Here is a 24,738-nt window from a genome sequence, read left to right as displayed (position 1 = left end):
TCTTAAGTGAACGGCATTAGAGCCAGTGGCTCGGTTTTTTTCTATTCGCGTTACAACGAATGATTAAGCAAGAAGCTCTTTTGCAGTGTTTACTACGTTTTCAGTAGTGAAACCGAACATCTTGAATAACTCGCCTGCTGGTGCAGATTCGCCGAACGTTGTCATACCGATGATCTTGCCACCGAAACCAACGTATTTGTACCAGAAGTCAGCGATACCAGCTTCTACTGCGATACGTGCTGTAACGTCAGATGGAAGTACAGACTCACGGTACTCGGCGTCTTGCTTATCGAACGCGTCAGTAGCAGGCATAGATACTACGCGTACTTTCTTGCCTTCAGCTGTTAGTTCAGCAGCAGCGCTAACCGCTAGCTCAACTTCAGAACCTGTAGCGATAAGGATAAGCTCTGGTTTGCCTTCACAATCTTTCAGAATGTAACCACCCTTAGCGATGTTTGCTACTTGCTCAGCGTCACGATCTTGCTGTGCAAGGTTTTGACGAGAGAAGATAAGTGCAGAAGGACCATCTTTGCGTTCGATTGCTAGTTTCCAAGCAACAGCAGACTCAACTTGGTCACATGGGCGCCATGTGCTCATGTTTGGAGTCAGACGTAGAGAAGCGATCTGCTCAACCGGTTGGTGAGTAGGACCATCTTCGCCAAGACCGATAGAGTCATGCGTGTAAACTTGAATGTTCTGAACTTTCATCAGAGCAGCCATACGCATTGCGTTACGTGCGTATTCCATGAACATTAGGAACGTTGCGCCGTATGGTACGAAACCACCGTGCAGAGCGATACCGTTCATGATTGCAGTCATACCGAATTCACGTACACCGTAGTGGATGTAGTTACCTGAGAAGTCGTTCGCTTCAAGCGACTTAGAACCAGACCACATAGTCAGGTTAGAAGGCGCAAGGTCAGCAGAGCCGCCCATGAATTCAGGCAGCATAGCACCGAATGCTTCTAGAGCATTTTGAGATGCTTTACGTGATGCGATGTTTGCTGGGTTAGATTGAAGATCAGCAATGATTGCGTTTGCTTTCTCTTCCCACTCAGCTGGAAGATCGCCATTAGTACGACGTTTGAATTCAGCTGCTAGCTCAGGGTGAGCCGCTGCGTATGCGTCAAACTTAGCATTCCACGCTGCTTCTTTCGCTGCGCCTGCTTCTTTCGCATTCCACTCAGCTGCGATATCAGCTGGAATTTCGAAAGGACCGTGTTCCCAACCAAGTGCCGCTTTAGTTGCTGTGATTTCATCAGCACCTAGTGGAGCACCGTGACAGTCGTGCGTACCCGCTTTATTTGGTGAACCAAAACCGATAATAGTCTTAGTACAGATAAGTGTTGGACGAGGATCCGCTTTAGCCGCTTCGATAGCCGCATTGATTGCGTCAGCATCGTGACCATCAACTGCTGGGATTACGTGCCAGCCGTAAGCTTCAAAACGCTTAGGTGTATCGTCAGAGAACCAACCTTCAACTTCGCCATCGATAGAGATGCCGTTGTCATCCCAGAAAGCAACCAGCTTACCAAGACCTAGCGTACCCGCTAGAGAACATGCTTCGTGAGAAATACCTTCCATCAAACAACCATCACCCATGAACGCATAAGTGAAGTGATCGACGATGTCGTGGCCTTCTTTGTTGAACTGTGCAGCCAATGATTTTTCAGCCATCGCCATACCAACAGCGTTGGTGATGCCTTGACCCAGAGGACCAGTCGTTGTCTCGATACCAGGAGCGTAACCGTACTCTGGGTGACCTGGAGTCTTAGAGTGCAGTTGACGGAAGTTTTTTAGGTCTTCAATTGAAAGCTCGTAACCTGCTAAGTGAAGCAGAGAGTAAATCAGCATAGAACCATGACCGTTAGACAGGATAAAACGGTCACGGTCAGCCCACTCTGGGTTTGATGGGTTATGGTTCAAGTGGCCACGCCAAAGAACTTCAGCGATGTCAGCCATACCCATAGGTGCGCCTGGGTGGCCTGAGTTTGCTTGTTGAACACCGTCCATGCTAAGTGCGCGGATTGCATTGGCTAGATCTTTACGAGAAGGCATGTCTGCTCCTGGATACATAAGCGATTTAAAAAAGAGATAGATGCTAAAGTTTTCATTTTTATTAGCGCGGGTATTCTCTCAAACGACTATAGCGACTGCAAACGTTTTACTGGCACTTTAACGGTCATTTTCCGCAATTTTCGATCATTTACACCACTTAACAATGGCTTCCCCCTACCAATACGCAAACGTTTAGTTATGACATATCCTAAAAAAGAGCTTGTAATTCGACCGTTGGAATTTAAAATAGCCGTCTAGATGTAGAAACACCTACAAAATATACTGTATTGAATGGCGGCGCTTCCTCGATTGCGACGGCATAAATTATTTGCATTTAACTATTTGCAACTAAAAACTAAACTAAAAGTGGAGCTCTCATGGCTAAGCACCTATTCACTTCTGAATCTGTTTCAGAAGGCCATCCAGATAAAATTGCAGACCAAATCTCAGATGCTGTTCTTGATGCCATCATTGAACAAGATCCAAAAGCACGTGTTGCTTGTGAGACTTACGTAAAAACCGGCATGGTTATGGTTGGCGGTGAAGTAACCACGTCTGCATGGGTTGATATCGAAGAAATCACTCGTGAAACAGTTCGTGAAATTGGTTACGTTCATTCTGATATGGGCTTTGACGCTGACTCTTGTGCAGTACTAAACACAATTGGTAAGCAGTCTCCAGACATCAACCAAGGTGTTGATAAAGCCGATCCTAAAGATCAAGGCGCAGGCGACCAAGGTATCATGTTTGGTTACGCGACTAACGAAACACCAATCCTAATGCCAGCTCCAATTACTTACTCTCACCTTCTTGTTAAAAAGCAAGCTGAAGTACGTAAGAGCGGCAAGCTTGACTTCCTTCGCCCAGATGCGAAATCTCAAGTAACGTTCCAATACGACCAAGGTAAGATCGTTGGTATCGACGCTGTTGTTCTTTCAACTCAACACTGTGATTCAGTAACAACACCTGACCTACGTGAAGCGGTAATGGAAGAGATCATCAAGCCAGTACTTCCTGCTGAGTGGATCAACAAAGACACTAACTTCTTCATCAACCCAACAGGCCGTTTCGTAATCGGTGGCCCAATGGGTGACTGTGGTCTAACAGGTCGTAAGATCATCGTTGATACCTACGGCGGCGCAGCTCGTCACGGTGGTGGTGCATTCTCTGGTAAAGATCCATCAAAAGTTGACCGTTCTGCAGCTTACGCAGCTCGTTACGTTGCGAAAAACATCGTTGCTGCTGGTATGGCTGACCGTTGTGAGATTCAACTGTCTTACGCTATCGGTGTTGCAGATCCAACATCTATCATGGTTGAAACGTTTGGTACTGAGAAAGTAGCGCACGAAATCATCATTGAAGCAGTTCGTCAAAACTTCGACCTACGTCCATACGGTCTTCAAGAGATGCTGAACCTTCTTCAACCTATCTACAAGCAGACTGCTGCATACGGCCACTTCGGTCGCGAAGAGTTCCCTTGGGAAGCAACTGACAAAGCAGCTATCCTTGCGGACTTCGCAGGCCTGTAAGCATTACGCAACACGCTTAGCTGAAACGTAATTTTAAAAGCCTCTGTTCTCAGAGGCTTTTTTCTTTCTATTCTTCTATTCTTCTATTCTTCTATTCTTCTATTCTTTCACTAATAAACCCTAACCCTTTCACGTAGCACAAGCGTTAACTTATAGATTATTTTGATAATAGTGGGGATTTTACGTGCTGAGATCAATGTTACGCAAACGTTTAAATTTTAATGTAATAGCACTTGTTAAAAACAAACCATTCTCAGTAACTCATGCTTCTTTGCCACAAACTTTCAGTTCAACAACAAAACACTCAACGACTGCACCCACTCGATCTGAAAATTAATCAAGGTGAGCGCTGGGTAGTCATTGGACGCAATGGTTCCGGAAAAACCACGTTATTAAAGGCACTGGTTAATTTACTTCCCTTCAAAGGCGAAGTCGTCATAAACCAATTGCCGCTAAGTAAGTTAACTTGCCAGCAAAGAGCCAAACAAATCAGTTACCTTCCACAACACAGTCAAGTGGATGGTCGTTTAACACTAAGAGAGTACATTCAACTAACCGCTTCCAATCAAGCCACTTCTAGCTTTTCACTTGACCAAATGAGCAAAGCACTAAAGATCGATACTTTCCTCGAACGAAGAATGGGACAGCTCTCAGGCGGCCAGAAGCAGCGAGCGCATATTGCACGATCTTTATGTCAGAACGCCGAGTTTCTGGTGTTAGATGAGCCTCTAAACCATCTAGATCCATGTGCTCAAGGGGAAGTTTTATCACTATTGAAAGAGCAAGAGAAAACACTGATTTGCTCACTGCATGATATTTCCCTTGCGGCCAAGTTCGCGACGCACATTGCGATTTTGGAACACGGCCAGGTAGTCGCGAAAGGAAAGGTAGAAGAACTACTGACTCACAATCAACTTAAGCCGATCTTTGAAGTCGATTTAATCAGCACGACCAATAAGCGCACACAGAAAACAAGCAAATTTTTCGACATTGAACTCGACCAAGGACAGGAGCTTTCATGAAAAAACTATCAGCATTAACTTTATTACTTACCGTGTCCGCACAAGCCCAAATTACGGTAGAAAACTGCGACTCTACACTTACCTTAGATAAAGCGCCGAAAACCTTAATCACTCACGATATCAATATGTCTGAGATGGCATTTTCTCTCGGGCTTGAAGAGAATATGATCGGAGTGACCGGTATTAGCGGGTACTACAAAACGACCCCTGAATTTAATCGCCTCCAGGGCAGCATTCCAGAGCTCGCACCGAAATATCCTTCTTTAGAGGTGTTAGTTAATGCCAACCCTGATGTTTTCTTTGCAGGATGGAATTACGGTATGCGATTAGGCGGCTCAGTCACGCCTGATTCTCTGAAAGAATTTGGTATCAATACTCTGATTCTTAATGAGAGTTGCAGCCATATCCGTAAAGATAAGCAGCCAGCTAGCATGGAACAGATGTTCGATGACGTGACACGCCTTGCGACTTTATTCGGTCAGCAAGACAGAGCTCAAACTCTTATCTCTACTTGGAGAGAGCAATTAATATTGATTCAACAGCAAACCCAGAATCAAACCCCTCTTAAAGTCTTTCTGTATGATTCAGGGGAAGAGAAACCATTCACAGCAGGAAAGTACGCGACAGTGAGCGCCATGATAGAAGCTGCGGGTGGCGCCAATGTAATGAAAGATCTGGATATCAGCTGGGGAACCACATCATGGGAGTCAGTTGCGATGCATAACCCTGATGTCATTATTCTTCTCGATTATCAAAATGGGACAGGCGCTAAAGGCATGCAAGCCTTTTTGGAACAGCACCCAGCGATGAAGCTGACCACAGCGGTAAAGACCACCCAATATCTTCCTCTGCGTTATGAGGAAATTACTCCCGGGCCAGCAAACATAACTGCAATTGAAAAATTGGCACAGCGCATCCAAGAAATCCATGACAAGTCTTAGTACTAACCTGAACCGAACCGCACTGAACACCTGCGTATTCAGTTCTGTTTTTGCCCTCTTAGCGATGTTTTCTCTGAGTTTAGGCAGCGTTCAGCTATCTTTTGCACAAGTCGCTACGATTTTTTCAGCGGCGATGAGTCAACAGATCGACTCACCGATAGATCAAGTGGTACTGCACCTGCGCTTACCTAGAACAATCATCGCTATTATTTGCGGTGCTGGGTTAGGTATTGTTGGGGCGTTATTACAAACCGTGACAAAAAACGATCTTGCCGACCCTTTCATTTTTGGATTGTCATCCGGTGCCGCAACTGGAGCAGTCTTTGTGATTACAGTCATCGGCAGCGCTATCGGAATTTGGACACTTCCACTCGCCGCTTTTATCGGTGGAATAATCTCGGCTTCGGCAGTGTTATTTCTAGTCAGAAAAGTGGATGGGCAAGCGTCTTCTCAAATTGTTTTAGCCGGGTTGGCTATCTCATTCTTATTTACAGCTTTGACCAATTTTTTAGTCTTCCACGGCGATCAACGAGCTGCCCACTCAATTCTATTTTGGTCACTGGGAGGCCTAGGAAACGCACGCTGGGACAATGTGCTAATTGTACTTGCGGGACTTATCGCCTTGATAGCCCTAGGTATATTAAAACATCGTCAGTTAGATTGTTTACTTGCGGGAGACGACGTAGCACAAACAATGGGCGTAGACACAAAACGCCTGCAAACCGGTGTCTTTATTGTCTGCGCTTTTGCAACTGCATGTTTTGTTTCTATCATCGGAGTTGTCGGATTTATTGGCTTGATGGTTCCTCATATCGCGAAGAAAATCATCGGCCCATTACACAAAAAATTACTCATCACTTCAGGGCTGATTGGGGCTTTGCTTATGCTATTAAGTGATATTTTGGCGAGAACCTTAGTTGCTCCTCAAGAACTGCCTCTTGGTGTTGTCACCACCGCGTTTGGCGCACTATTCATTGTTTCCATTTTGATGGAGAAAAGTAATGAAAGCTGAACGCTTCACCATCATTGCGATTCGTCATGGCGAAACAGAATGGAATCGAATAGGCAAAGCACAGAATCAACTGGATAGCCCTCTGACAATGAAAGGTAAACGACAGATGCATAACGTCGGTCGTTATCTTGCAACTCAAAAATCATTGACCCTCAATGCTATTTACACCAGTCAATTAGGCCGTGCTATTTCCAGTGCTAAAACCATCGCACGCTACCTGAAAGTGCCCGTCATTTCTCAAATGGAGCTCAGTGAGTTCGATTCAGAACAGCAACGAAGAACAATGGCGATTCAGTGGATCCAACGAGTTTCTCGTCACCACAACAATGAGAACCCTATTTTGCTGCTCGGACATGGTGACTGGATAAAAACATTAGCCAGTTTAGGGACGTCAAAGCAAATCATAGAAACACCAAACAACGGAGAAATCCTCAGGATAGATATCGAAGTATAACGTCACATCAGGGAATCAGGTGTAACTCCTGAACTGTACCCGCAGCTGTAAGCGATGAGCCCTTTACAAGCCACTGAGTCACACGACTTGGGAAGGAGTAAAGCGCAATGAGAACCTCAACATCGTAAGTCAGAATACCTGGACACACATGAATATCGAGCGGGAAAACTCAACACCATCCATACCTTGTCTAACAAGGGAACGCTCTGTATTCGTCAATACCTAAAACGTAGGTGAAGAATACTGTGGTCACAAAAGTTAAACGATCCAAAAATAAGTCCGATCTCCGCAGTGGGTTTACCACCGGAGCGTGCGCAGCTGCAGCAAGCAGAGCGGCAGTTCAAACACTATTAACCGGACAAAAGCCTGACTATATCTCCATCACTCTACCTAATGGTGAGCCCGCTACGTTTAAGGTCGCGTTTATCCAAACATCCAATGATGCGGTGACCGCCAGCATTGTTAAAGATGCAGGGGACGATCCTGATTGTACCCACGAAGCCCATATTCAGAGTATTGCCCGCTGGCATTCAGAGCCCGGTTTTCACATCGATGGGGGTGTTGGCGTAGCTCGTGTGACTCTACCCGGATTAGAACTTCCCGTCGGTCAGGCGGCGATTAATCCCGTTCCTCGAAAAAACATTCTCGATATGGTGACTTTGGAATGGAACCAAGCGACCAGCCAACAGAAAAAACACGTCGGTATATCACTGGAAATTTGCGTCCCTGATGGAGAAGAGCGAGCCAAGGAAACCATTGGGCCAAGACTCGGTTTAATCGGTGGTATTTCCATTCTCGGGACACGCGGAACGGTAAAACCCTACTCCACTTCAGCGTTTTCAGCATCAGTGCGTCAATCGGTACAAATAGCGAAACAAAATGGCCAAAACCACTTGGTTCTCACGACAGGATCTCGAACCGAAAAGTCAGCGATGACCATGCTACCAAGTTATGACTCGATGTGTTTTATCCAAGCGGGTGATTTTGTTGGGGTCGGACTGCGCGCAGCAAAACGTTATCAAGTGAGCAAAATCACCGTCGTCGCCATGATAGGCAAACTAGGCAAGATGGTCGCTGGGCACATGATGACTCACGTATCCGGTAAAGCTATCGACTTTTCATTGCTGGCCGACCTCGCCATTCAATCGGGTGCATCGAGTGAGTTTGCCGAAGCTGTTAGCCAAGCCAACACAGGCCGCCACGTACTCGACACATGGAAAGAAGCCCAATCGGGCCAAGAGATTCCCAATTACGACTTTCTTACCTTGCTCTGCAAACAAGCTGCAGAGCACGCTGCTGTGTATGTCAAACATCACGTCAGCATTGAATTCAAATTGATCGATTTTAACGGCGATCTATTAGCAGAACATCTCTGCTCAAAAGGAAGTGATACCAACACTCACTTTCATGATGAATAAGCATGAACAAGGAAAACTCCATGACTAACGATATGCGTCAAATGACCAAGCAAGGCCGTCAAATTGAAAGTGACTCCTTCTCTATCATCGATGAAGAAATAGAAACTCTCCATGGGGGACATAACTTCAATCAAGGTGAATGGAATGTGGTTCGTCGTGCCATTCATACTACGGGTGATTTTGAATACGCTAAATTATATCAATTCAGCGACAACGCGATTGAGTCTGCCATTACCGCTTTAAAAAACGGTGCCAACATCATTACCGATGTCAGCATGATCGTGACAGGTTTAAATCAAACTCGCCTCAACGCTTACGGCAATAAAGCACAGTGCTTCATTAGTCATCCAGACGTCATTAGCACGGCCAAAGAGACAGGCGAAACACGTGCTATTCACTCAATGCGTTATGCCCGCGATAACGGCCTACTCGACGGCTCTATCATAGGTGTAGGCAATGCGCCTACCGCATTACTTGAGCTATTGCGCATGATAGAAGCAGGCGAAACAAAACCTGCATTGATCATTGGCATTCCTGTTGGTTTCGTAAAAGCAGATGAATCGAAGCAAGCATTAACCGAACAAAACACCGTGCCTTACATTGCCAGCCTAGGCCGTAAAGGTGGCAGCCCGTTAGTGGTATCGACTATTCACGCCCTACTTGCTGAGTCAGTAAAATGAATAATGTAAGTACTCACTCTCAGCTTATCGATTGCTATCAATCGGCTATCACGGTAGTCGGAGTACCCGAAGATGGGTGTTTAAGCCTAACCAGTCGAGCTGTTAATGCAGTTGAATCTGCACGCGTTGTTGCAGGTAACGACCGACTATTGGATTGGTTCCCCCAATTCAAAGGTCAACGCTTATCGATGCAAGAAGGCTATCAATCTTGGTTCGCTAAGTTGCTTGATGAATGCGAGGAAGGCGGCGTCGTCGTATTAGCTTCTGGCGACCCATTGTTCTTTGGCATCGGCGAATCGTTGTTAAAAAAACTGCCTAATGATGAAGTACGCTTTATTCCCTCCCCTTGTTCAATGCAACTCGCTTGCAGCCGAGTCGGCATTACATGGCAAGAAACCAAAGCAATTTCACTACATGGAAGAAAGCAGCATTACGATGGCATTAAAGGTATCGCAAGCCAAATGCAATGGGGAACTAGCTACTGCTTGCTAACCGATGTTCAAAACAACCCAGCTCGTATTGCGAAACACTTAGTCGACTTTAATCAACAAGGTTGGACGGCTTGGGTATGTGAGAACTTAGGTGGCACCAACGAAAAGATAAGCCAGTGGACTCTCGAAGACCTCGCACTAAAAAGTTCCGACGACTTCTCTACGCTCAATGTAATGGTACTGCACCGAACGCTACCTCATGCGTGGGGTGAATTGGGCCAATACGCCAACGATAATGACTTCATGAAGCGCATGCCTAAGCGCGGCTTAGTTACCAAACAGCCCGTTCGTCACTTAGCGTTAGCAAGTATGGGTATTCAACCAAGATCTGTGGTGTGGGATATAGGCACAGGCTCAGGTTCTATTGCGATAGAAGCCGCTAAACAGTGCTATCAAGGACAAGTCTTCACCATTGAATCAAACCAAGAATGTTATGAGTCGGTCGAGGCTAACTTTAGAGCGCACGGTACCGACAACGTACAACTGATTCGAGATAAAGCCCCAATGCAGCTCGACACCTTGCCTCAACCAGACAGTATTTTTATTGGTGGAAGCCGCGGCAACATGCACACCATTTTAGATTTCTGTTGGTCAGCAATAAAACCCGGTGGCGTTGTGATTGGTTCAGCGGTAACGGTAGATTCAGTTTGCGAACTTCATCAATGGAGTAAAGACAGCAATGCTCCGACACAGGTTCAACTGGTCTCTATATCAACAGGCGTACCACTCGCTCACTACACCCGTTATCAATCAGAAAATCCGATTCACTTATTTATTTTTACCAAGCCGTTTATTCAGAAATAAGCGCTTAATTTTTTTAATTAAGCGCCACTCAACATATTAAATAAAAACATAATTAGAGAAAGCACAGATGAAATTAGGAACTATGTACGCAATTGGTGTCGGCACTGGAGACCCAGAATTATTAACACTTAAAGCTCACCGACTACTCAGCACCGCCGACATTGTCGCGTTTCCAGAAAAAGACGCGGGCAGTAACCACTCTTTTGCTCAACAAATCGCAGCGGGTTCTGTTAGCCCTGAAAGCATGAAAGGCGAATACCTATTTTTGCACTTCCCAATGACGCGTGACCCAAGCATCAACGTTCCTGCATGGCGTAAAGCCGCCGTCACAATTGTTGAACTATTAAAGCAAGGTAAAGACGTGGCATTTGCAACCGAAGGTGATCCATCGGTTTACAGCACATGGGCATACATCCAAGAAGAACTGACAGAGCTACTTCCTGAACTTGATCCGGTGATCATTCCGGGTATCACTTCAGTTACCGCTATTCCATCACAAACAAAAATTCCACTTGCTGACGGTCAGGAGCGTTTTTGTGTTGTACCTGCGACATGGGGTATCGAGTGTTTAGAAAAGCTAGTCGAAGATTTTGACACCATCATGCTAATCAAAGCAGGTCGCGTTATCCCTAAGCTGATCACTCAACTTGAGTCGATGAATATGTTGGATTGTGCAACCTACGTGTCGCATGCCACCACAGAGAAACAAGAACTTTACTCTGACCTACGTGATGTACCGAATGAAAACCGTTATTTCTCTATGGTTCAGCTTTCTGTTCGCGCTCGTCGTGGCGTACTACGTGGTACTAATGAATCAAAGAAATGTGCCGTTCTTGATGATGGTAAAGCTGATAGTGGTAAAGATGGCATCGATAAAACTATTGCCGGTAAAGCGTAATGAAAATCGCCATTTATGCCATCACGCTACACGGAGCAAGGCAAGCCAAACGCTTAGCTAAAACGTTTCCGTTTGCTGATGTCTTTATTGCACCAGTTGGACAAGAAGAATACCCAGAAGCCGATGAGTTAACCCTGCCGCTTTCTGGTTTTCTTCCTCCTCAATTTAAGCAATATGATCACCATATCTGCTTTTTTGCTGCGGGTATTGTCAGCCGAATGATCGGCCCTTTGCTAGAAGACAAACGCACCGACCCCGGCGTGATCTGCATTGACGATCACGGCCAATTCGTGATCCCTATGCTATCTGGTCATCGCGGTGGCGCAAATGGGATCGCGTTACAAGTCTCACAAGCACTCAACGCGACTCCTGTAATCACCACCGCTTCTGACGCTGCCGGCAGTTTGTCGGTTGATATGCTCGGATCGCCATTTGGTTGGACACTTGATCCACAATGCGAACCCGCGATCACTGCCACCAGCGCAGCGGTTGTAAATGAAAAACGCATTCTAATAGTGCAGCACGCTGGCGAACAGAACTGGTGGCAGAACAAACGTTCCATGCCAAGGCACATCATGACCCACCCAGCACTAAGCGATACAGACCTTTCTCAAATCAGTGCTGATGATTGGGATGGTTTAGTTCTGATTTCAGATGAAGCACAACCAAAAGGTTACGCCGACTTAAAAAATAAAACCGTACTGTGGCGACCAAAATCGCTTGTGCTTGGAATAGGCTGTGACCGCAATACTCCTTTGCATGTATTGAAAGCAGGTATCGATGTTTTCCTGACTGAATATAACCTAGCAAAAGCCTGTGTTTCAGCTTTCGCCAGTATCACTTTAAAAGCGGATGAAAAAGGTATTTTAGAACTCTCGTCTGAAAGCCAAATTCCTTTCCACACTTATTCAGCCGAGCAACTCGACGGCGTTGAAGGGATTGAAAACCCATCAGAATACGTAAAAAAAATTACGGGCGTATCATCGGTTTCTGAAGCGGCCGCGCTAAAGCACGGTCAGCGAGATCAACTATTGGTTCCTAAGTGGAAGTTCAAACAAGACGGTTTCAACATGACTTTATCTTGTACTCGCATCGAATACGATGAACCCCTCGCCAAGAAGAAGTGGAAAAACTGGCTAGATGAAAACGTCAAAATCAACCTTCACGGTAATGAAGTGGTAGATGGTTTTCAGTGTAAGCCTAAGCATGTCGATTTAAACCGCCCGATGCTCTACCACCGCCATCACGTATTGCTATGTGAAGGTGGCCGCTGCGCGAAAGAAGGCAGTAAAAACCTTGCACACGATCTTAGACAGGTACTTAAAGCGCTCAATTTTTCCGACGGTGAACAGCGCATCAAGATAAGCCGTACACACTGTGCGGGCACCTGCAGAAACCGCGCTGCAATGGTGATTTACGAACGTTTACTAGAACATGAAACACCTGTTAACAACGGGCTTTGGATTCGAGGTATCGAAGAATTTACCGAGCAAGACTGGAAAGATTTGTTCACAAATCTAGTCGAGCGGAAATCATTAAAAGCTTATTTAGATCCTAAGTTTATCGCACCAATTGAAAATGCAGACGGCACTACTGAGCTTTAGAAACCGCTTAGTTTTAAGAAGCACAGAACTTTAGGTATCACTGAGCTTTAGGAACATAGTAGGCCAAATACTTTGCAAGCTATGAACATGATATTTCAAAGCTCACTTTAACCTCATTACCAACATGAGATAACCCGTTTATCTTGTGATATAGATTTGATAAGGACAGCGACAATTATGAAACGACTTCGTCATTATAACCAAGGCACAGCCATTGTACTGAGCTGCTTTGGTAGCGTTGTAGAACAACAACGTTATGAAACTCTAGCAGAGCGCGTACGTCAAAGTTACCCAGATGTGCCAGTGCGTATCGCCACCAGCTCAAAGATGGTGATCAAGAAGCTGGCTCGTAAAGACACGCCATGTTTCAGCCTACCTCAGGTACTCGCCGATCTAGACACTCAAGGTTACGAACGCATTTTGATTGTTTCAGTGTACCTATTCCCTACCGATGAACATCGCTACATGACATCAATAGTTGATGGCTTCAAGCAATTCTCATTGGCGCGCATTGAACAAACACCAGCGATCATGCATCACAGCCAATTAACGACCAATTTGCTTTCGGCTCTCCATGATCGTTTTGCTCCACAAGATCATTTCAACGTGTTCGTTCACCACGGTGCGCCTATGCTAGATAACCCAGGTCACCAATCGATCCATTACTGTGATGATCTACTCGGCAAATTATCGCAACGCAACTTCACTTGCTCGCTCGAAGGCGCATGGCCATTTAAGTTAGTGAAAAATGAAATGGTTCGCCGCATTAAAGAGCAATATACAGGCCAAGGCCGACCGCTTCTTAATCTAGTTCCACTACTGCTTGTATCGGGTAACCACTTCATCAACGATCTTAAAGAAATTAAAGAGATGCTGGCAGAAGACGCTGACGTTCAAGTGGCAGAGCCAATCCAAGGTGACAAGTTCTGCATGCTCGATATGCCAGAACTGTTACAGATTATCGATAAGCAAATTAAAGAAGGCTTAATTCGTTTAGGTGCACCAGAGGAAGAGAAATAATCATGGCAAAACTAACACTGGTAGGCTTAGGGCCTGGCGCTATTGATCTAGTAACCCCCGCAGCGCAACAAGCCGTAAAGAATGCAGATGTCGTTGCAGGCTACAAGCCGTATGTAGAATCAATCAGCACACTAATCGACACTCAAGAAGTCATTCAAAGTGGTATGACTCGCGAATGGGACCGCGCTCAAGCCGCAGTAGAAGAAGCAGCAAAAGGTCGAGAAGTCGTATTGGTATGTTCTGGGGATTCTGGCATGTACGCGATGGCGCCTTTAGTGCTTGAATTATTGGAGCAAAACGCAGAATTAAACGCACAAGTTGAACTGGATATTATTCCGGGCATCACCGCTGCTAACGCCTGTGCTTCTTTAGTTGGTGCACCTCTTGGCCACGATAGTTGTACCATTTCTCTGTCTGACTTATTAACGCCTTGGGAAGTGATTACCAAGCGGATTGAAGCCGCGGCAATGGCTGATTTTGCGATTACCTTCTACAACCCTCGCTCTAAAAAGCGAACTCAGCACATTGAAACTGCACGTGAAATCCTTTTGGAACATCGTGACCCAAATACTCCCGTTGCTATCGTGAATGCTGCGTATCGTGATGAGCAAAAAGTCACACTGACAACACTAGCTGAATTTACCAAAGTGGAATTTGGTATGAACGCCGCGGTCGTGATAGGTAACAGCAACAGCTACCGATTTGGTGATTGGATCGTAACACCGCGTGGCTACACCAATAAATATCAACTGAAAGATGGCAAGGTACTAGAAGGTCAAAAACGTGGCCATTCATTAAAAGTTGAACCTAAAACAAAATCAGTGACGGAAGAGGCAAACTAGTATGACGGTATTTTTTATCGGCGCAGGGCCGGGTGACCCAGATTTAATCACAGTGAAAGGCGCACGCTTAGTTGAAGAGTGCCCTGTGATTGTTTACGCAGGCAGTTTAGTGCCAAAAGCCGTCATCGATCGCGCTCACCCAGATGCACTGGTCTATAACTCCGCTGACATGGATCTTGATGATCTAACCAATGTGTACCTAACCGCACACGAAAAAGGTCAAAACGTTGCACGCGTTCAAACTGGCGATCTTTCGATTTACTCGTCTCTTGCAGAACAAACACGTCGCTTGAACGAACTTGGCATTGATTGGAAAGTGGTTCCGGGCGTGTCCTCTTTCCAAGCGAGTGCCGCAGCTCTTGGCCAAGAACTGACGCTACCTGAAAAGTGCCAGACCATTATTCTTAGCCGAGCATCAGGTCGAACGCCTGTTCCTGAAAAAGAGAATCTACGCGCCCTTGCCTCTCACGAAGCAACACTGTGTTTATTTCTTAGCGCAACATTAATTCGTAAAGTGGTTCGTGAATTATCAGATGTTTACCCGCAAGATTGGCCAGTGGCTGTCGTTGAAAAAGCCAGCCACCCTGAACAGCGAATATTCCGTGCTACATTAGGTACGATCGCCCAAATTATGCATGATGAAGGGATTCGCTCCACCGCGATGATCATCGTCAGTAAAGTGCTAGGCGACAATGATTTTGTTGACTCTAAACTCTACGATCCGACCTTCTCACACGCTTGCCGAAAAGCACGTGTCGTTGAAGAGGGTGTAGCTGAAAGTGGAACATTGGAAGACGATAAGAGCGCAGACTAACCTCGCTCATTAGCTGTTGACTGGTTTGTGCGTTTATTCATTTTTACTATCCAGTCAGCAGCATTATTTGGCAGACATAATGATCTTTTTTGATTTAAATTTTGGTTATTCAAGTTTAGCGATCTCGCTAATGATGATCGCCGCTTTGGTGCTTGATCACTTATTGGGTGAGCCTAAACGATTTCACCCTTTGATCGGTTTTGGCAATGCGGTTCAGAAAATCGAGAAGCTGTTGAACCGAGCCACTAAATTCTCAGGTTTGATCGCATGGATAACTGCGACTGTTCCATTGTGCTTACTCAGCTTTTGGCTACAACATACGCTACTAAGCATGGGTAACACATTAGGCTTTTGGCTATTTAATATCGTGGTTCTGTATATCGCGTTAGGTCAACGTAGCCTGCTTGAGCACGCCCAGTGGATCCACCAGCCACTGAGCCAGGGTGATCTTGATTTAGCGCGAGAGAAAGTTGGTTGGATCGTTAGCCGTAATACTGAAACCATGGATCAACGCCAGATCACGTCATCGACGATTGAGTCGGTATTAGAGAATGGTAACGATGCGATCTTCGGCACTCTATTTTGGTTTGCACTGCTTGGGGCTCCAGGGGCATTACTGTTCCGATTAGTGAACACACTTGATGCGATGTGGGGCTACAAAAATGAACGCTGGCTAGAATTTGGCTATGTGGCAGCAAAAGTCGATGATGTGATGGGTTGGGCACCTGCGCGCTTAACCGCACTTAGCTACAGCCTTTTAGGCAACACTAAGTTGGCTCTGAAATGCTGGAAAGAACAAGCTAAACATTGCTCGAGTCCAAACGGTGGCCCCGTAATGACATCAGGTGCCGGCGCACTACAAATTATTATAGGTGGCGATACTTATTACCACGGAAAACTTGTGAGAAAGCGTCCGATGGGAAAAGGTAATATTGCGACTTTAGAAGATATTCCACGAGCCATATCTTTGGTTCAAAAAACCAGTGTGCTTTGGGTCATCGTAATGCTATTACTTTCTATTTTAACTCTTTGTTTGTTTTGATTTCATGTCTATTTTAACTCTTTACTTTAAGTACGCTAATGACGATTAAACAACACTCAACCTCAAACGAACTTCCGCATCACGGTGGTAAGTTAATCGAGTTTTCATTGCGCTATCAAAGGCCAATCGAACAATGGGTCGACCTTTCAACTGGAGTGAGCCCGCATCACTACCCTATACCTGAAATCCCTGCATCGGTATGGAATCGGCTACCAGAAGACGATGATGGCTTAATCACAGCAGCGCAAACCTACTATCAAAGTGATGCCTTGCTACCCGTAGCTGGCAGTCAGGCAGCCATTCAATCGCTACCACATATGATTGCAAAGACACAGCCAACATTGACGCACATCCTATTACCTCATACGGGTTACAAAGAACATCAACATGCGTGGCAGCAGTACGCAGAACAAAGCATACAAGCCGTCATATTCGACTTTTACCGACATAAACCGACAATCGAACAGCTCAAAACGGCAGACGTGGTCGTAGTGATTAATCCCAATAATCCAACCGCGCTGAGTGTGCCACCAAGTGAAGTACTGACTTGGCTAGATCATATCCAAGATCATTCAACGCTCGTGATTGATGAAGCGTTTGTAGACTGTACTCCTGAGCTTTCAGTGTTACCGAGTTTCCCAACAGGAGTTCCAGATAACCTGATTGTATTGCGATCAGTGGGTAAATTTTTTGGACTAGCAGGGATTCGCGCAGGCTTTTGTTTTGCCTCGCCATTGCGTTTAAATATTCTTAAACAACACCTTGGACCTTGGACACTCAGTGGCCCAACTCGCTATGTCACCACACATGCCTTACTCAACTCCAATTGGCAAAAGAAAAACCGCCAACGCCTACATGAAGAGGCTCAGCGTATGAACCAACTCTTACAACTACATTTTGGCCAAATGGCGGGCTCGGTAAAAATAACATCACAGATACTCTTTCACCGAGTTGAAATTTCAGATTCGGCATCATGGCACCATCAGCTCGCCAAGTTAGGGGTTTTTACTCGTCATTGTGATGAAAACGATGCACTTCGTTTCGGGTTACCCGCCAACGAATCACAATGGCAAGCGCTCACTCGCGCACTCGAACAACTCAAGGAATAATTATGTCTACAGCTTACTGTTCTGCCCTAGTGGTAGGCGCACCTTCTTCTGGAAGCGGAAAAACAACCGTGGTCGCCGCTCTAGCAAGAGCTTTGGTTCAACAAGGAAAGAAAGTTCGAGTATTCAAAACTGGGCCTGATTTTATTGATCCACAATTTCTATCTATTGCATCAGATACGCCCACTTACCAATTGGATTTGTGGATGTGTGGTGAAGCGGAATGCCAACACTTAATTTATCAAGCAGCCCTAGAAGCGGATGTGATTCTAATTGAAGGCGTAATGGGTATGTTTGATGGCAAATGCTCAAGTGCTGATATTGCCGCTAAATTTAACCTTCCGATGTTGGCTGTGGTAGATGCTGGCGCAATGGCACAAACCTTTGGAGCCATTGTAAATGGCTTATCGACATTCCGTGATGACGTGGATGTATTTGGTGTAGTTGCAAACCGCGTCGGTTCTGAACGTCACGCTGAAATGCTAAAAGAAAGCCTAAAACCTGAAACCGAGTTTTGTGGTTGGTTACCAAAAGACATGGATTTGTCACTGCCAGAACGCCACTTAGGTTTAGTACAAGCACAAGAGTTAGATGACATAGAAGAGCGACTTAATCACGCAGCCAAGCTACTACTAAAACATGGTGAGATCCCATTACCAACAGCACAAGCATTTGAAAAGCCAAAGCAAACACTACCAGCCAGACATGAATCATTAACTGGTCATACAATTGCAGTAGCTCGTGATAATAGCTTTGCTTTCTTGTATCAGGCTAACCTTGATTTGTTGATCGAGTTGGGGGCAAAACTGTCATTTTTCTCACCGCTTGCACATGATGATTTACCAGTGTGTGACGCTTTGTATTTACCAGGAGGTTATCCTGAATTACATATGGATAAGCTAGCGCTCAATCATGTGTTGAAGCAGCAAATCATCACACACATTGAACAAGGAAAACCTTGCCTAGCCGAATGTGGTGGCATGCTATACCTCAACAAAGCATTGACTGATACAGAAAGCCAAACAGAAAACATGGTTGGCGCGTTAAATGCCAAAGCAACGATGCAGAAGAAGCTAGCCGCGCTGGGGATCCTAGAAGCTAGTTTCGATGGTCAAATGCTGCGTGGTCATACTTTCCATTATTCAAAAACAGACAGTAAAGAAACCGTGCTAACTCAACCTGAATCTCAATATGGTAGGCCAACAGATCCTGTTTGGATAAAACAAAGCACCATAGCTTCTTATGCACATTGGTACTTCCCGTATAACCCTGATTTAGTAGTGAAAATATTTAAAGGAGCGCTTAATTAAGCATGGCTGAAAAAATGCACCTTGAACGCTTTCACTAAGAACCGTTTGTCAAAAGTTGATATTTGCCGCTTCACGGTCAATAGTTAAAATAATGTTAACGAACAAATCAAGATCAGACTTTGTTTCGTGAACTATTTAGCTGATGCGCGCTTACATCAAAGACGTCGCCAAGTCGGGCATCGAGTTTCGTTCGCTGCAATTTAACTGCAGCGCAGGTAGAAAACCGATCAAGGAGGATCTATGCCTCGTACATTGAATACACAAGACTTCGACGATAAACAAAAAGAAATCAAAGACTCAGAATACGCTCGTACAATACCATCTAATCAGGTGAGCATTTCAGCGCCCTTTCATTGGTTGTCGCTTGCTCTGCACGACTTAGTGAGAATGCCATTAATCAGCGCATTTTACGGTTTGTGCTTTATGGGTGCAGCCATCGCCATTGTTCAACTTGTCCAATGGCAAGGAACACATTTAGTCGTTATGCCAAGCTTGATTGTGTACATGCTAATAGGGCCGTTTCTTGCCCTAGGCTTATATGACGCAGCCTGGGAAAGAGAAAAGGGGCACAACGCTAGCCTACTTCACTCGATGAAAGCCATCACACGCAACTCAACCCACCAATGGGCGTTTGCGATTGTATTAATGGTTGCGATGATATTCTGGATGCGTATCGCTGCATTATTGCACGCACTTTACCCTTCAGTACAAGGGGCACCATTGACCGAATTTGCTCCCTTCTTAATTACAGGGTCTGTGATTGGTTTTGTTATCGCTAGCCTGATATTTAGTATCTCAGCATTTTCAATTCCACTAATGATGGAAAGACGTGTAGATGTAATGAGTGCGATTTTTACTAGCTTCAACGCTGTTAAATCAAACATCCCTGCGATGGTCGTTTGGGCGGGTATCATTGGTACTGGTATCTTAGTCGGCTTCGCGACCTACGGTGTGGGTATGATTGTAACGATGCCATTACTTGGTTACGGAACCTGGCATGCTTACCACGAAGTCATCAAAAAGAAACATCATGTTTAAATCGTTTCACGATCGATGAGCAATGTTATGATGAGGCCTTAGCTTAAACGCTGAGGCTTTTTTTTGGAGTTAACAACGCTTGTCTTACACCCCGCAACAACATCGAGTAAATAAAAAACTGGGCGAATGCCTAGCTATTGCTAATCAACATTTTTCTCGTGAATTTCCATGCCCAACCGTCACTTACAAGTTAAGAGGAAAGGCAGCGGGAAAAGCCTACCTCCAGTTAAACGAGATAAAACTCAACCAAGTGCTATTCAGCGAAAATGAAGACGCCTTTATTAGCGAAGTCGTACCTCATGAACTCGCACATCTGATCACATATCAGGTCTTCGGACGAGTTAGGCCTCACGGCAATGAGTGGAAATACGTGATGGAAAAGGTATTCAATGTACCGGCCAGAACCACACACAGCTTGGAAATCACCTCAGTGCAGGGCAAAACTTTTGAGTATCGCTGTGATTGCACCACTTATCCCCTGTCGATAAGACGACACAACAAAGTCATCCGCAACCAATCAACGTATCGTTGCCAACAATGCCAGCAAACCTTAGCTTTTACCGGCCTTCAATTGAGCTAAGTCTTAAGCTCATAAGGTAACGCGAATAAATGTAATAGAGTGAACTAACATTAGAGTGCTAGACTGTTGTTTATCATACTTTCATCAGTCTTTTTCTATGCAAAAAACCTCTCCAAAAGTATTTGGCCTATCGATGTCCTTTTACCTATCAATAGTATTTGGCCTACTGGTAACCCAAAGCGTTTTCGCCGCTCCACCAAGTTCGTTCTCCAAAGCTAAAAAAGAAGCCGTGAAGATTTATCTCGATCACCCGACTTCATTTTATTGTGGTTGTGACATCACTTGGAAAGACAAAAAGAAAGGTATCCCCGACCTCGACGGCTGTGGTTATCAAGTGAGAAAACAGCAAAAGCGCGCTTCCCGAATTGAGTGGGAACACGTGGTTCCAGCTTGGCAATTCGGCCACCAGCGTCAGTGCTGGCAAGATGGCGGACGTAAGAACTGCACTCGCAATGACAAAATATTCAAATCGATGGAAGCCGACCTTCATAATCTAACTCCGGCAATTGGCGAGGTTAACGGTGATCGATCCAATTACAATTTCAGTCAGTGGAATGGAATGGATGGCGTGAGTTACGGTCAGTGTGAAATGCAGGTCAACTTTAAACAGCGTAAGGTTATGCCGCCAGACAGAGCAAAAGGTTCTATCGCGCGTACTTATCTTTATATGAGCCAAGAGTATGGCTTCAAACTATCTAAGCAGCAGACTAACCTGATGATGGCGTGGAACAAGCAATTCCCTGTCGATAAGTGGGAATGTACTCGTGACCAACGTATCTACAAAATTCAGGGTAACCATAATCCTTTTGTTGCCAAAGAGTGTCGATAATCTCATACCAATCACAGTAAGTAAGTGTTCAAAACAGCGTAGTAAAAAGGCTTGAGAACAAGACAATAAAAAACGGCTTAAACAATTTTTGTTTAAGCCGTTTGACCATTAATAGATAATTGAACCCATCAAAAAGCTAAGTATCAATAACTAAATAGACTACCTGTATAGGTTCAGTTGATCGATCGCGACTTGATTGAGAGCATTACCAGTACTGTAAAATTTAAATCTAACTTCAGTCGTATTCACAGGTAAGTCAATCGTATAATAAGCAGAGGCATCAACGCTCGCAGGATCATACCAATCTGGATGACTACTCCGATCGCTTGTCGAACCTATACCAATGAAGCTTGATCTTAATTCACCAAAACCATATCCACTGGCCGTCCCCCCTTTATATAAGGTAATTAATGGAACCCAAGATGTTCCATTATAATATTCACCTCGTAAATACCCTTCAGTTCCCTTTATCCATTGCGCAGCTGAAAAGCGCATCTGTTTGAATGGGCGGTTGTTAGTATCGGTCAACGTAATAGTCGTATCGTTACTTAGCCTTAATATCGACGCATCGTTGTCTCTTGTCTGCCCTGTAACGACAACATTAAAGCCATCAATAACCTTACTCACATTTTTAGGCCATGGAGCATTATCCGAACCAAAACCTGAGCCAGCTACCTCATCCTTGGTAAAAGCTAGCGCTAAAGCTTCGCCAATAACATTAGCGTTAGTGATGCTCCACACATTACCTTCAATCCATTCACTGCCATGTTTACTATCTACCCTCCAATACAAAGCTTTTTTAGTCTCGTCGGGTGAACCAATTTGAAAAGATTTTGCGCTTTGCTCACCTATCACATTGGCCATAGCAGAGGTATATCCCCAGCGAAGTTTATAGGCAGTTGCGTGTTGACTGTCCCACGTTAGCGCTATTGGTTGGGAAAAAGACTGACTTCCACCATTAACCGGATTATTAGTAAACGCTTTTTCTTTATTTTGAGCAATGCTCTTTATTTCTTGCTCTTTAAGAGCATAGGTATAAAGTTGAACATCATCGACCGCAAACTTATCAGAAATAAATCGAGTCGATGAAGTCCAAATTCCATTCGCACCTGTTCCTTTATTCTGCCCATTAGTACTCATAAACCAAGGACCATAGCCTTCCGTTGAAGCATCCCAACTCGAATCAATCCAAGCATGAGTTCCCCCTGGGTATACCCCTTCGAACCCAGCAGGTAAGGGGATGTAATCTAAAAAGTTAGACGGATCAGTACTTAAAGCCATAGGGACCAAATTGCCATCTACCCATGTTGATACTTGATTATTTTCACGATCAATTACCCATGCAACAGAGTGCCAAACATTATTCGCAATATTGGCTTCATCTGGCTTAGCAAATGCGTGAATAATATGAGGACTATTTGAGAATGACGTTCTTGTGTACATTTGTCGACTGACTAGCGTCCAACCTAACCCTTTTTCAGGCTCTCCAGTACGATGATAGTTGCCATTAAAATGTGATAAGGCGAAACCATCATCAATCTTGCCCGAACTGAATAAACTCATCTCATGGATGCCTTTATTGTCAGGTACAGTCCGGTAAAAGCCATCTTGTTTATAACGCGTTACTACCGTAAAGCTTTGCTTACCAGGCGCTAAATCATGGGGCATATGTTTTTGTAACGTCATCAGGTTATTTTCAGAAAAGGTTGGCTCAGTTTGCGCCCCGGGTGTATTCGTCGATGTTTGATCAATCACATATTGATGAAAACCAACATTTGGATAAGCTGCTACTGCAGGCTTACCAAAAAACATCTCTTTACCAGCCCGATTCACCATATGCTTAAAATTAGGTTGGCTATGTTCCCCATGATTTTTTATATCTTGTCTTATCGCAAAACGATTATCGGAAAGATAAAGCACTCGTGCATTACTTTTCACACTTACGTGAACTTCTGAACTATCTTTTAAGCCTGTGTCGTCCGTAATTGTGTAGCCAAAATGGTCTTCTCCTACATAGCCTTCAACAGGTGTATATTTTAGTTTTCCAGCCTGTAGCTCTATAACCCCACCTTTCTGGCTCAGTTTCGTGTAGCTATCTAAAGATAACTCTCCGCCAACGTTTATTCCGTTTGCATCAAAATCATTCTCAAGCACATCGACGATTACCGGTGTATTACGAGTAGTACCGATATGATCAATGTTTGCCTTAGGGTTCATACGAGACTTCATTGCAGGAGCCAAACGTCGCCCAATGGCACTTGATGATTTCATTGTAGATATCATGTTGGTATCAATAGCCAATGAAAAGCTCATCAAAGTACTGGTTTCAGGTCCAACATGGTGTCCTAACGAAAATGTATGACCAATTTCATGCAGCGTATGCGCAAGATCTGGGTGAAAATCGCAACGGCTTGAAAGCCCTGACGCATTGCAACGCTTACCTTCTTTAAAAAAGGTTTGGCCTATTTGAAATTCACTTGGCGATTCCGATCTGACTAGTGGATCTAGTATTGGACTGAGTTCACTGGCGGTCTTTCCACCACTATTTATGGTAATAACACCGATTGGGTAGTCCACTCGTATCAATGCATCGCGCGCAAAAAAGTAGTCCAGCGAATTCGTTGTATGATCCATTGCCGCAATAGTATCGATAATGTTTTTATTGAAAGACGTCTCAAACGATTCAATATCAACAAGGTAGCCGATACTGCTCATTTGAAGTTTCATGAGTGATCGAGCAGGAACCGGTGACTTTAAAGAAGGCCCTGGCAACTGATAGTTGTTTTCAATTGCTACTAGTTCTGCTGGTGAACGATGTAGATCCTTATCTAATTTTTTTTGAGCTATATTGTTCAAATTGGGAACAGGGAGATTTTCAACTATCCACGCTTTGTCCTCACCATAAAAGACGAAGCCATAAAATTGATTTTTAGAATCCACATATCCAATAACCTGCGAGCTTGGCTCCCCCACAATTTGTCCACGGTAGCTACGAACTTCGGGAGTATAGTCAAAGGCAATTAAAGAAGATGATTTTGAAGCGTCATAATAGTAGAACTCGGTATCTGCTCTTCTTACCGAATACTTAGAGACTTCAATTTTTACAGTATGCCCATTACGAGTAACATCCGCAGAGAATGTCTGAGGTAGCGTTTCATATTTATCTAAAGTAGGTTTTACCTGGCCGCCACCAGAGCCGCCCGAACCACTGCCGTCTCCGCCGCCACTTCCGCCTGAGCCACCAGA

The 24,738-nt window shown here is 44.8% G+C and carries 21 protein-coding genes and 1 riboswitch; of the genes, 19 read left to right on the top strand and 2 right to left on the bottom strand.

The window, feature by feature from the left end:
- Positions 1–63: 63 nt before the first annotated feature.
- Positions 64–2,058, bottom strand: coding sequence for a transketolase (gene tkt / locus AB4180_RS17130; protein WP_102249715.1), 1,995 nt, complete (start codon positions 2,056–2,058; stop codon positions 64–66).
- 377 nt (positions 2,059–2,435) lie between these two features.
- Here tkt and metK point away from each other — a divergent pair, with 377 nt between their 5' ends.
- The 19 genes from metK (at position 2,436) to AB4180_RS17035 (ending at position 21,492) form a co-directional block, all read left to right on the top strand.
- On the top strand, positions 2,436–3,587 hold the full coding sequence (metK, locus tag AB4180_RS17125; RefSeq protein WP_009847676.1) for a methionine adenosyltransferase: 1,152 nt from the start codon (positions 2,436–2,438) through the stop codon (positions 3,585–3,587).
- Between the two features lie 263 nt (positions 3,588–3,850).
- Positions 3,851–4,609, top strand: coding sequence for an ABC transporter ATP-binding protein (locus AB4180_RS17120; RefSeq protein WP_017097281.1), 759 nt, complete (start codon positions 3,851–3,853; stop codon positions 4,607–4,609).
- Complete coding sequence (locus tag AB4180_RS17115; RefSeq protein ID WP_102249714.1) at positions 4,606–5,550, top strand: ABC transporter substrate-binding protein; 945 nt, start codon at positions 4,606–4,608, stop codon at positions 5,548–5,550. Before AB4180_RS17120 ends, AB4180_RS17115 begins: the two co-directional genes overlap by 4 nt.
- A complete protein-coding gene (locus AB4180_RS17110) occupies positions 5,537–6,562 on the top strand; it encodes an iron ABC transporter permease (protein ID WP_240798065.1) in 1,026 nt (341 codons plus the stop codon). The genes AB4180_RS17115 and AB4180_RS17110 overlap by 14 nt, the downstream gene beginning before the upstream one ends.
- On the top strand, positions 6,552–7,016 hold the full coding sequence (locus tag AB4180_RS17105) for a phosphoglycerate mutase family protein (protein WP_102249712.1): 465 nt from the start codon (positions 6,552–6,554) through the stop codon (positions 7,014–7,016). The genes AB4180_RS17110 and AB4180_RS17105 overlap by 11 nt, the downstream gene beginning before the upstream one ends.
- Before the next feature lie 9 nt (positions 7,017–7,025).
- Positions 7,026–7,156, top strand: a riboswitch (cobalamin riboswitch).
- A 93-nt stretch (positions 7,157–7,249) separates the two neighbouring features.
- Positions 7,250–8,434, top strand: a complete 1,185-nt coding sequence (locus tag AB4180_RS17100; protein ID WP_102249711.1) for a cobalt-precorrin-5B (C(1))-methyltransferase — start codon at positions 7,250–7,252, stop codon at positions 8,432–8,434.
- A gap of 20 nt (positions 8,435–8,454) precedes the next feature.
- Positions 8,455–9,114, top strand: a complete 660-nt coding sequence (locus AB4180_RS17095; RefSeq protein ID WP_102249710.1) for a precorrin-8X methylmutase — start codon at positions 8,455–8,457, stop codon at positions 9,112–9,114.
- Positions 9,111–10,409: a precorrin-6y C5,15-methyltransferase (decarboxylating) subunit CbiE gene (cbiE, locus tag AB4180_RS17090; RefSeq protein ID WP_102249709.1), complete on the top strand. Its 1,299-nt coding sequence runs from the start codon at positions 9,111–9,113 to the stop codon at positions 10,407–10,409. Before AB4180_RS17095 ends, cbiE begins: the two co-directional genes overlap by 4 nt.
- Before the next feature lie 67 nt (positions 10,410–10,476).
- Positions 10,477–11,307 carry a precorrin-2 C(20)-methyltransferase gene (gene cobI / locus AB4180_RS17085; protein WP_102249708.1) on the top strand — a complete coding sequence of 277 codons (831 nt, stop codon included), beginning with the start codon at positions 10,477–10,479 and terminating at the stop codon, positions 11,305–11,307.
- Positions 11,307–12,911: a cobalamin biosynthesis protein gene (locus AB4180_RS17080; RefSeq protein ID WP_102249707.1), complete on the top strand. Its 1,605-nt coding sequence runs from the start codon at positions 11,307–11,309 to the stop codon at positions 12,909–12,911. The genes cobI and AB4180_RS17080 overlap by 1 nt, the downstream gene beginning before the upstream one ends.
- A gap of 177 nt (positions 12,912–13,088) precedes the next feature.
- Positions 13,089–13,931, top strand: coding sequence for a sirohydrochlorin cobaltochelatase (locus tag AB4180_RS17075; protein WP_017103287.1), 843 nt, complete (start codon positions 13,089–13,091; stop codon positions 13,929–13,931).
- 2 nt (positions 13,932–13,933) lie between these two features.
- A complete protein-coding gene (cobJ, locus tag AB4180_RS17070; protein ID WP_102249706.1) occupies positions 13,934–14,773 on the top strand; it encodes a precorrin-3B C(17)-methyltransferase in 840 nt (279 codons plus the stop codon).
- Position 14,774: 1 nt separating this feature from the next.
- Positions 14,775–15,587, top strand: a complete 813-nt coding sequence (gene cobM, locus AB4180_RS17065) for a precorrin-4 C(11)-methyltransferase (RefSeq protein ID WP_102249705.1) — start codon at positions 14,775–14,777, stop codon at positions 15,585–15,587.
- A 79-nt stretch (positions 15,588–15,666) separates the two neighbouring features.
- Positions 15,667–16,629 carry an adenosylcobinamide-phosphate synthase CbiB gene (gene cbiB / locus AB4180_RS17060; RefSeq protein ID WP_241909264.1) on the top strand — a complete coding sequence of 321 codons (963 nt, stop codon included), beginning with the start codon at positions 15,667–15,669 and terminating at the stop codon, positions 16,627–16,629.
- Between the two features lie 38 nt (positions 16,630–16,667).
- Positions 16,668–17,738: a threonine-phosphate decarboxylase gene (locus AB4180_RS17055; RefSeq protein ID WP_102249704.1), complete on the top strand. Its 1,071-nt coding sequence runs from the start codon at positions 16,668–16,670 to the stop codon at positions 17,736–17,738.
- Positions 17,739–17,740: 2 nt separating this feature from the next.
- Positions 17,741–19,045, top strand: a complete 1,305-nt coding sequence (locus AB4180_RS17050) for a cobyrinate a,c-diamide synthase (protein WP_102249703.1) — start codon at positions 17,741–17,743, stop codon at positions 19,043–19,045.
- Positions 19,046–19,285: 240 nt separating this feature from the next.
- Entirely contained in the window at positions 19,286–20,083 is a 798-nt protein-coding gene (locus AB4180_RS17045) for a DUF2189 domain-containing protein (RefSeq protein ID WP_102249702.1), read from the top strand.
- Positions 20,084–20,162: 79 nt separating this feature from the next.
- On the top strand, positions 20,163–20,663 hold the full coding sequence (locus AB4180_RS17040; RefSeq protein WP_017103292.1) for a SprT family zinc-dependent metalloprotease: 501 nt from the start codon (positions 20,163–20,165) through the stop codon (positions 20,661–20,663).
- 97 nt (positions 20,664–20,760) lie between these two features.
- Positions 20,761–21,492 (top strand): endonuclease, encoded by a 732-nt coding sequence (locus AB4180_RS17035; RefSeq protein ID WP_102249701.1) that lies wholly within the window; start codon positions 20,761–20,763, stop codon positions 21,490–21,492.
- Positions 21,493–21,651: 159 nt separating this feature from the next.
- On the opposite strand, the gene AB4180_RS17030 is transcribed toward AB4180_RS17035, so the two are convergent.
- On the bottom strand, positions 21,652–24,738 hold a 3,087-nt coding region (locus AB4180_RS17030; RefSeq protein WP_372081902.1), incomplete at its 5' end, for an Ig-like domain-containing protein.

The sequence above is a fragment of the Vibrio sp. 10N.286.49.C3 genome, assembly GCF_041469545.1.
Classification (GTDB): domain Bacteria; phylum Pseudomonadota; class Gammaproteobacteria; order Enterobacterales; family Vibrionaceae; genus Vibrio; species Vibrio tasmaniensis_A.
The sequence above is the reverse complement of the archived record's forward strand: the minus strand, read 5'-3'. Positions and strand labels throughout refer to the sequence as shown.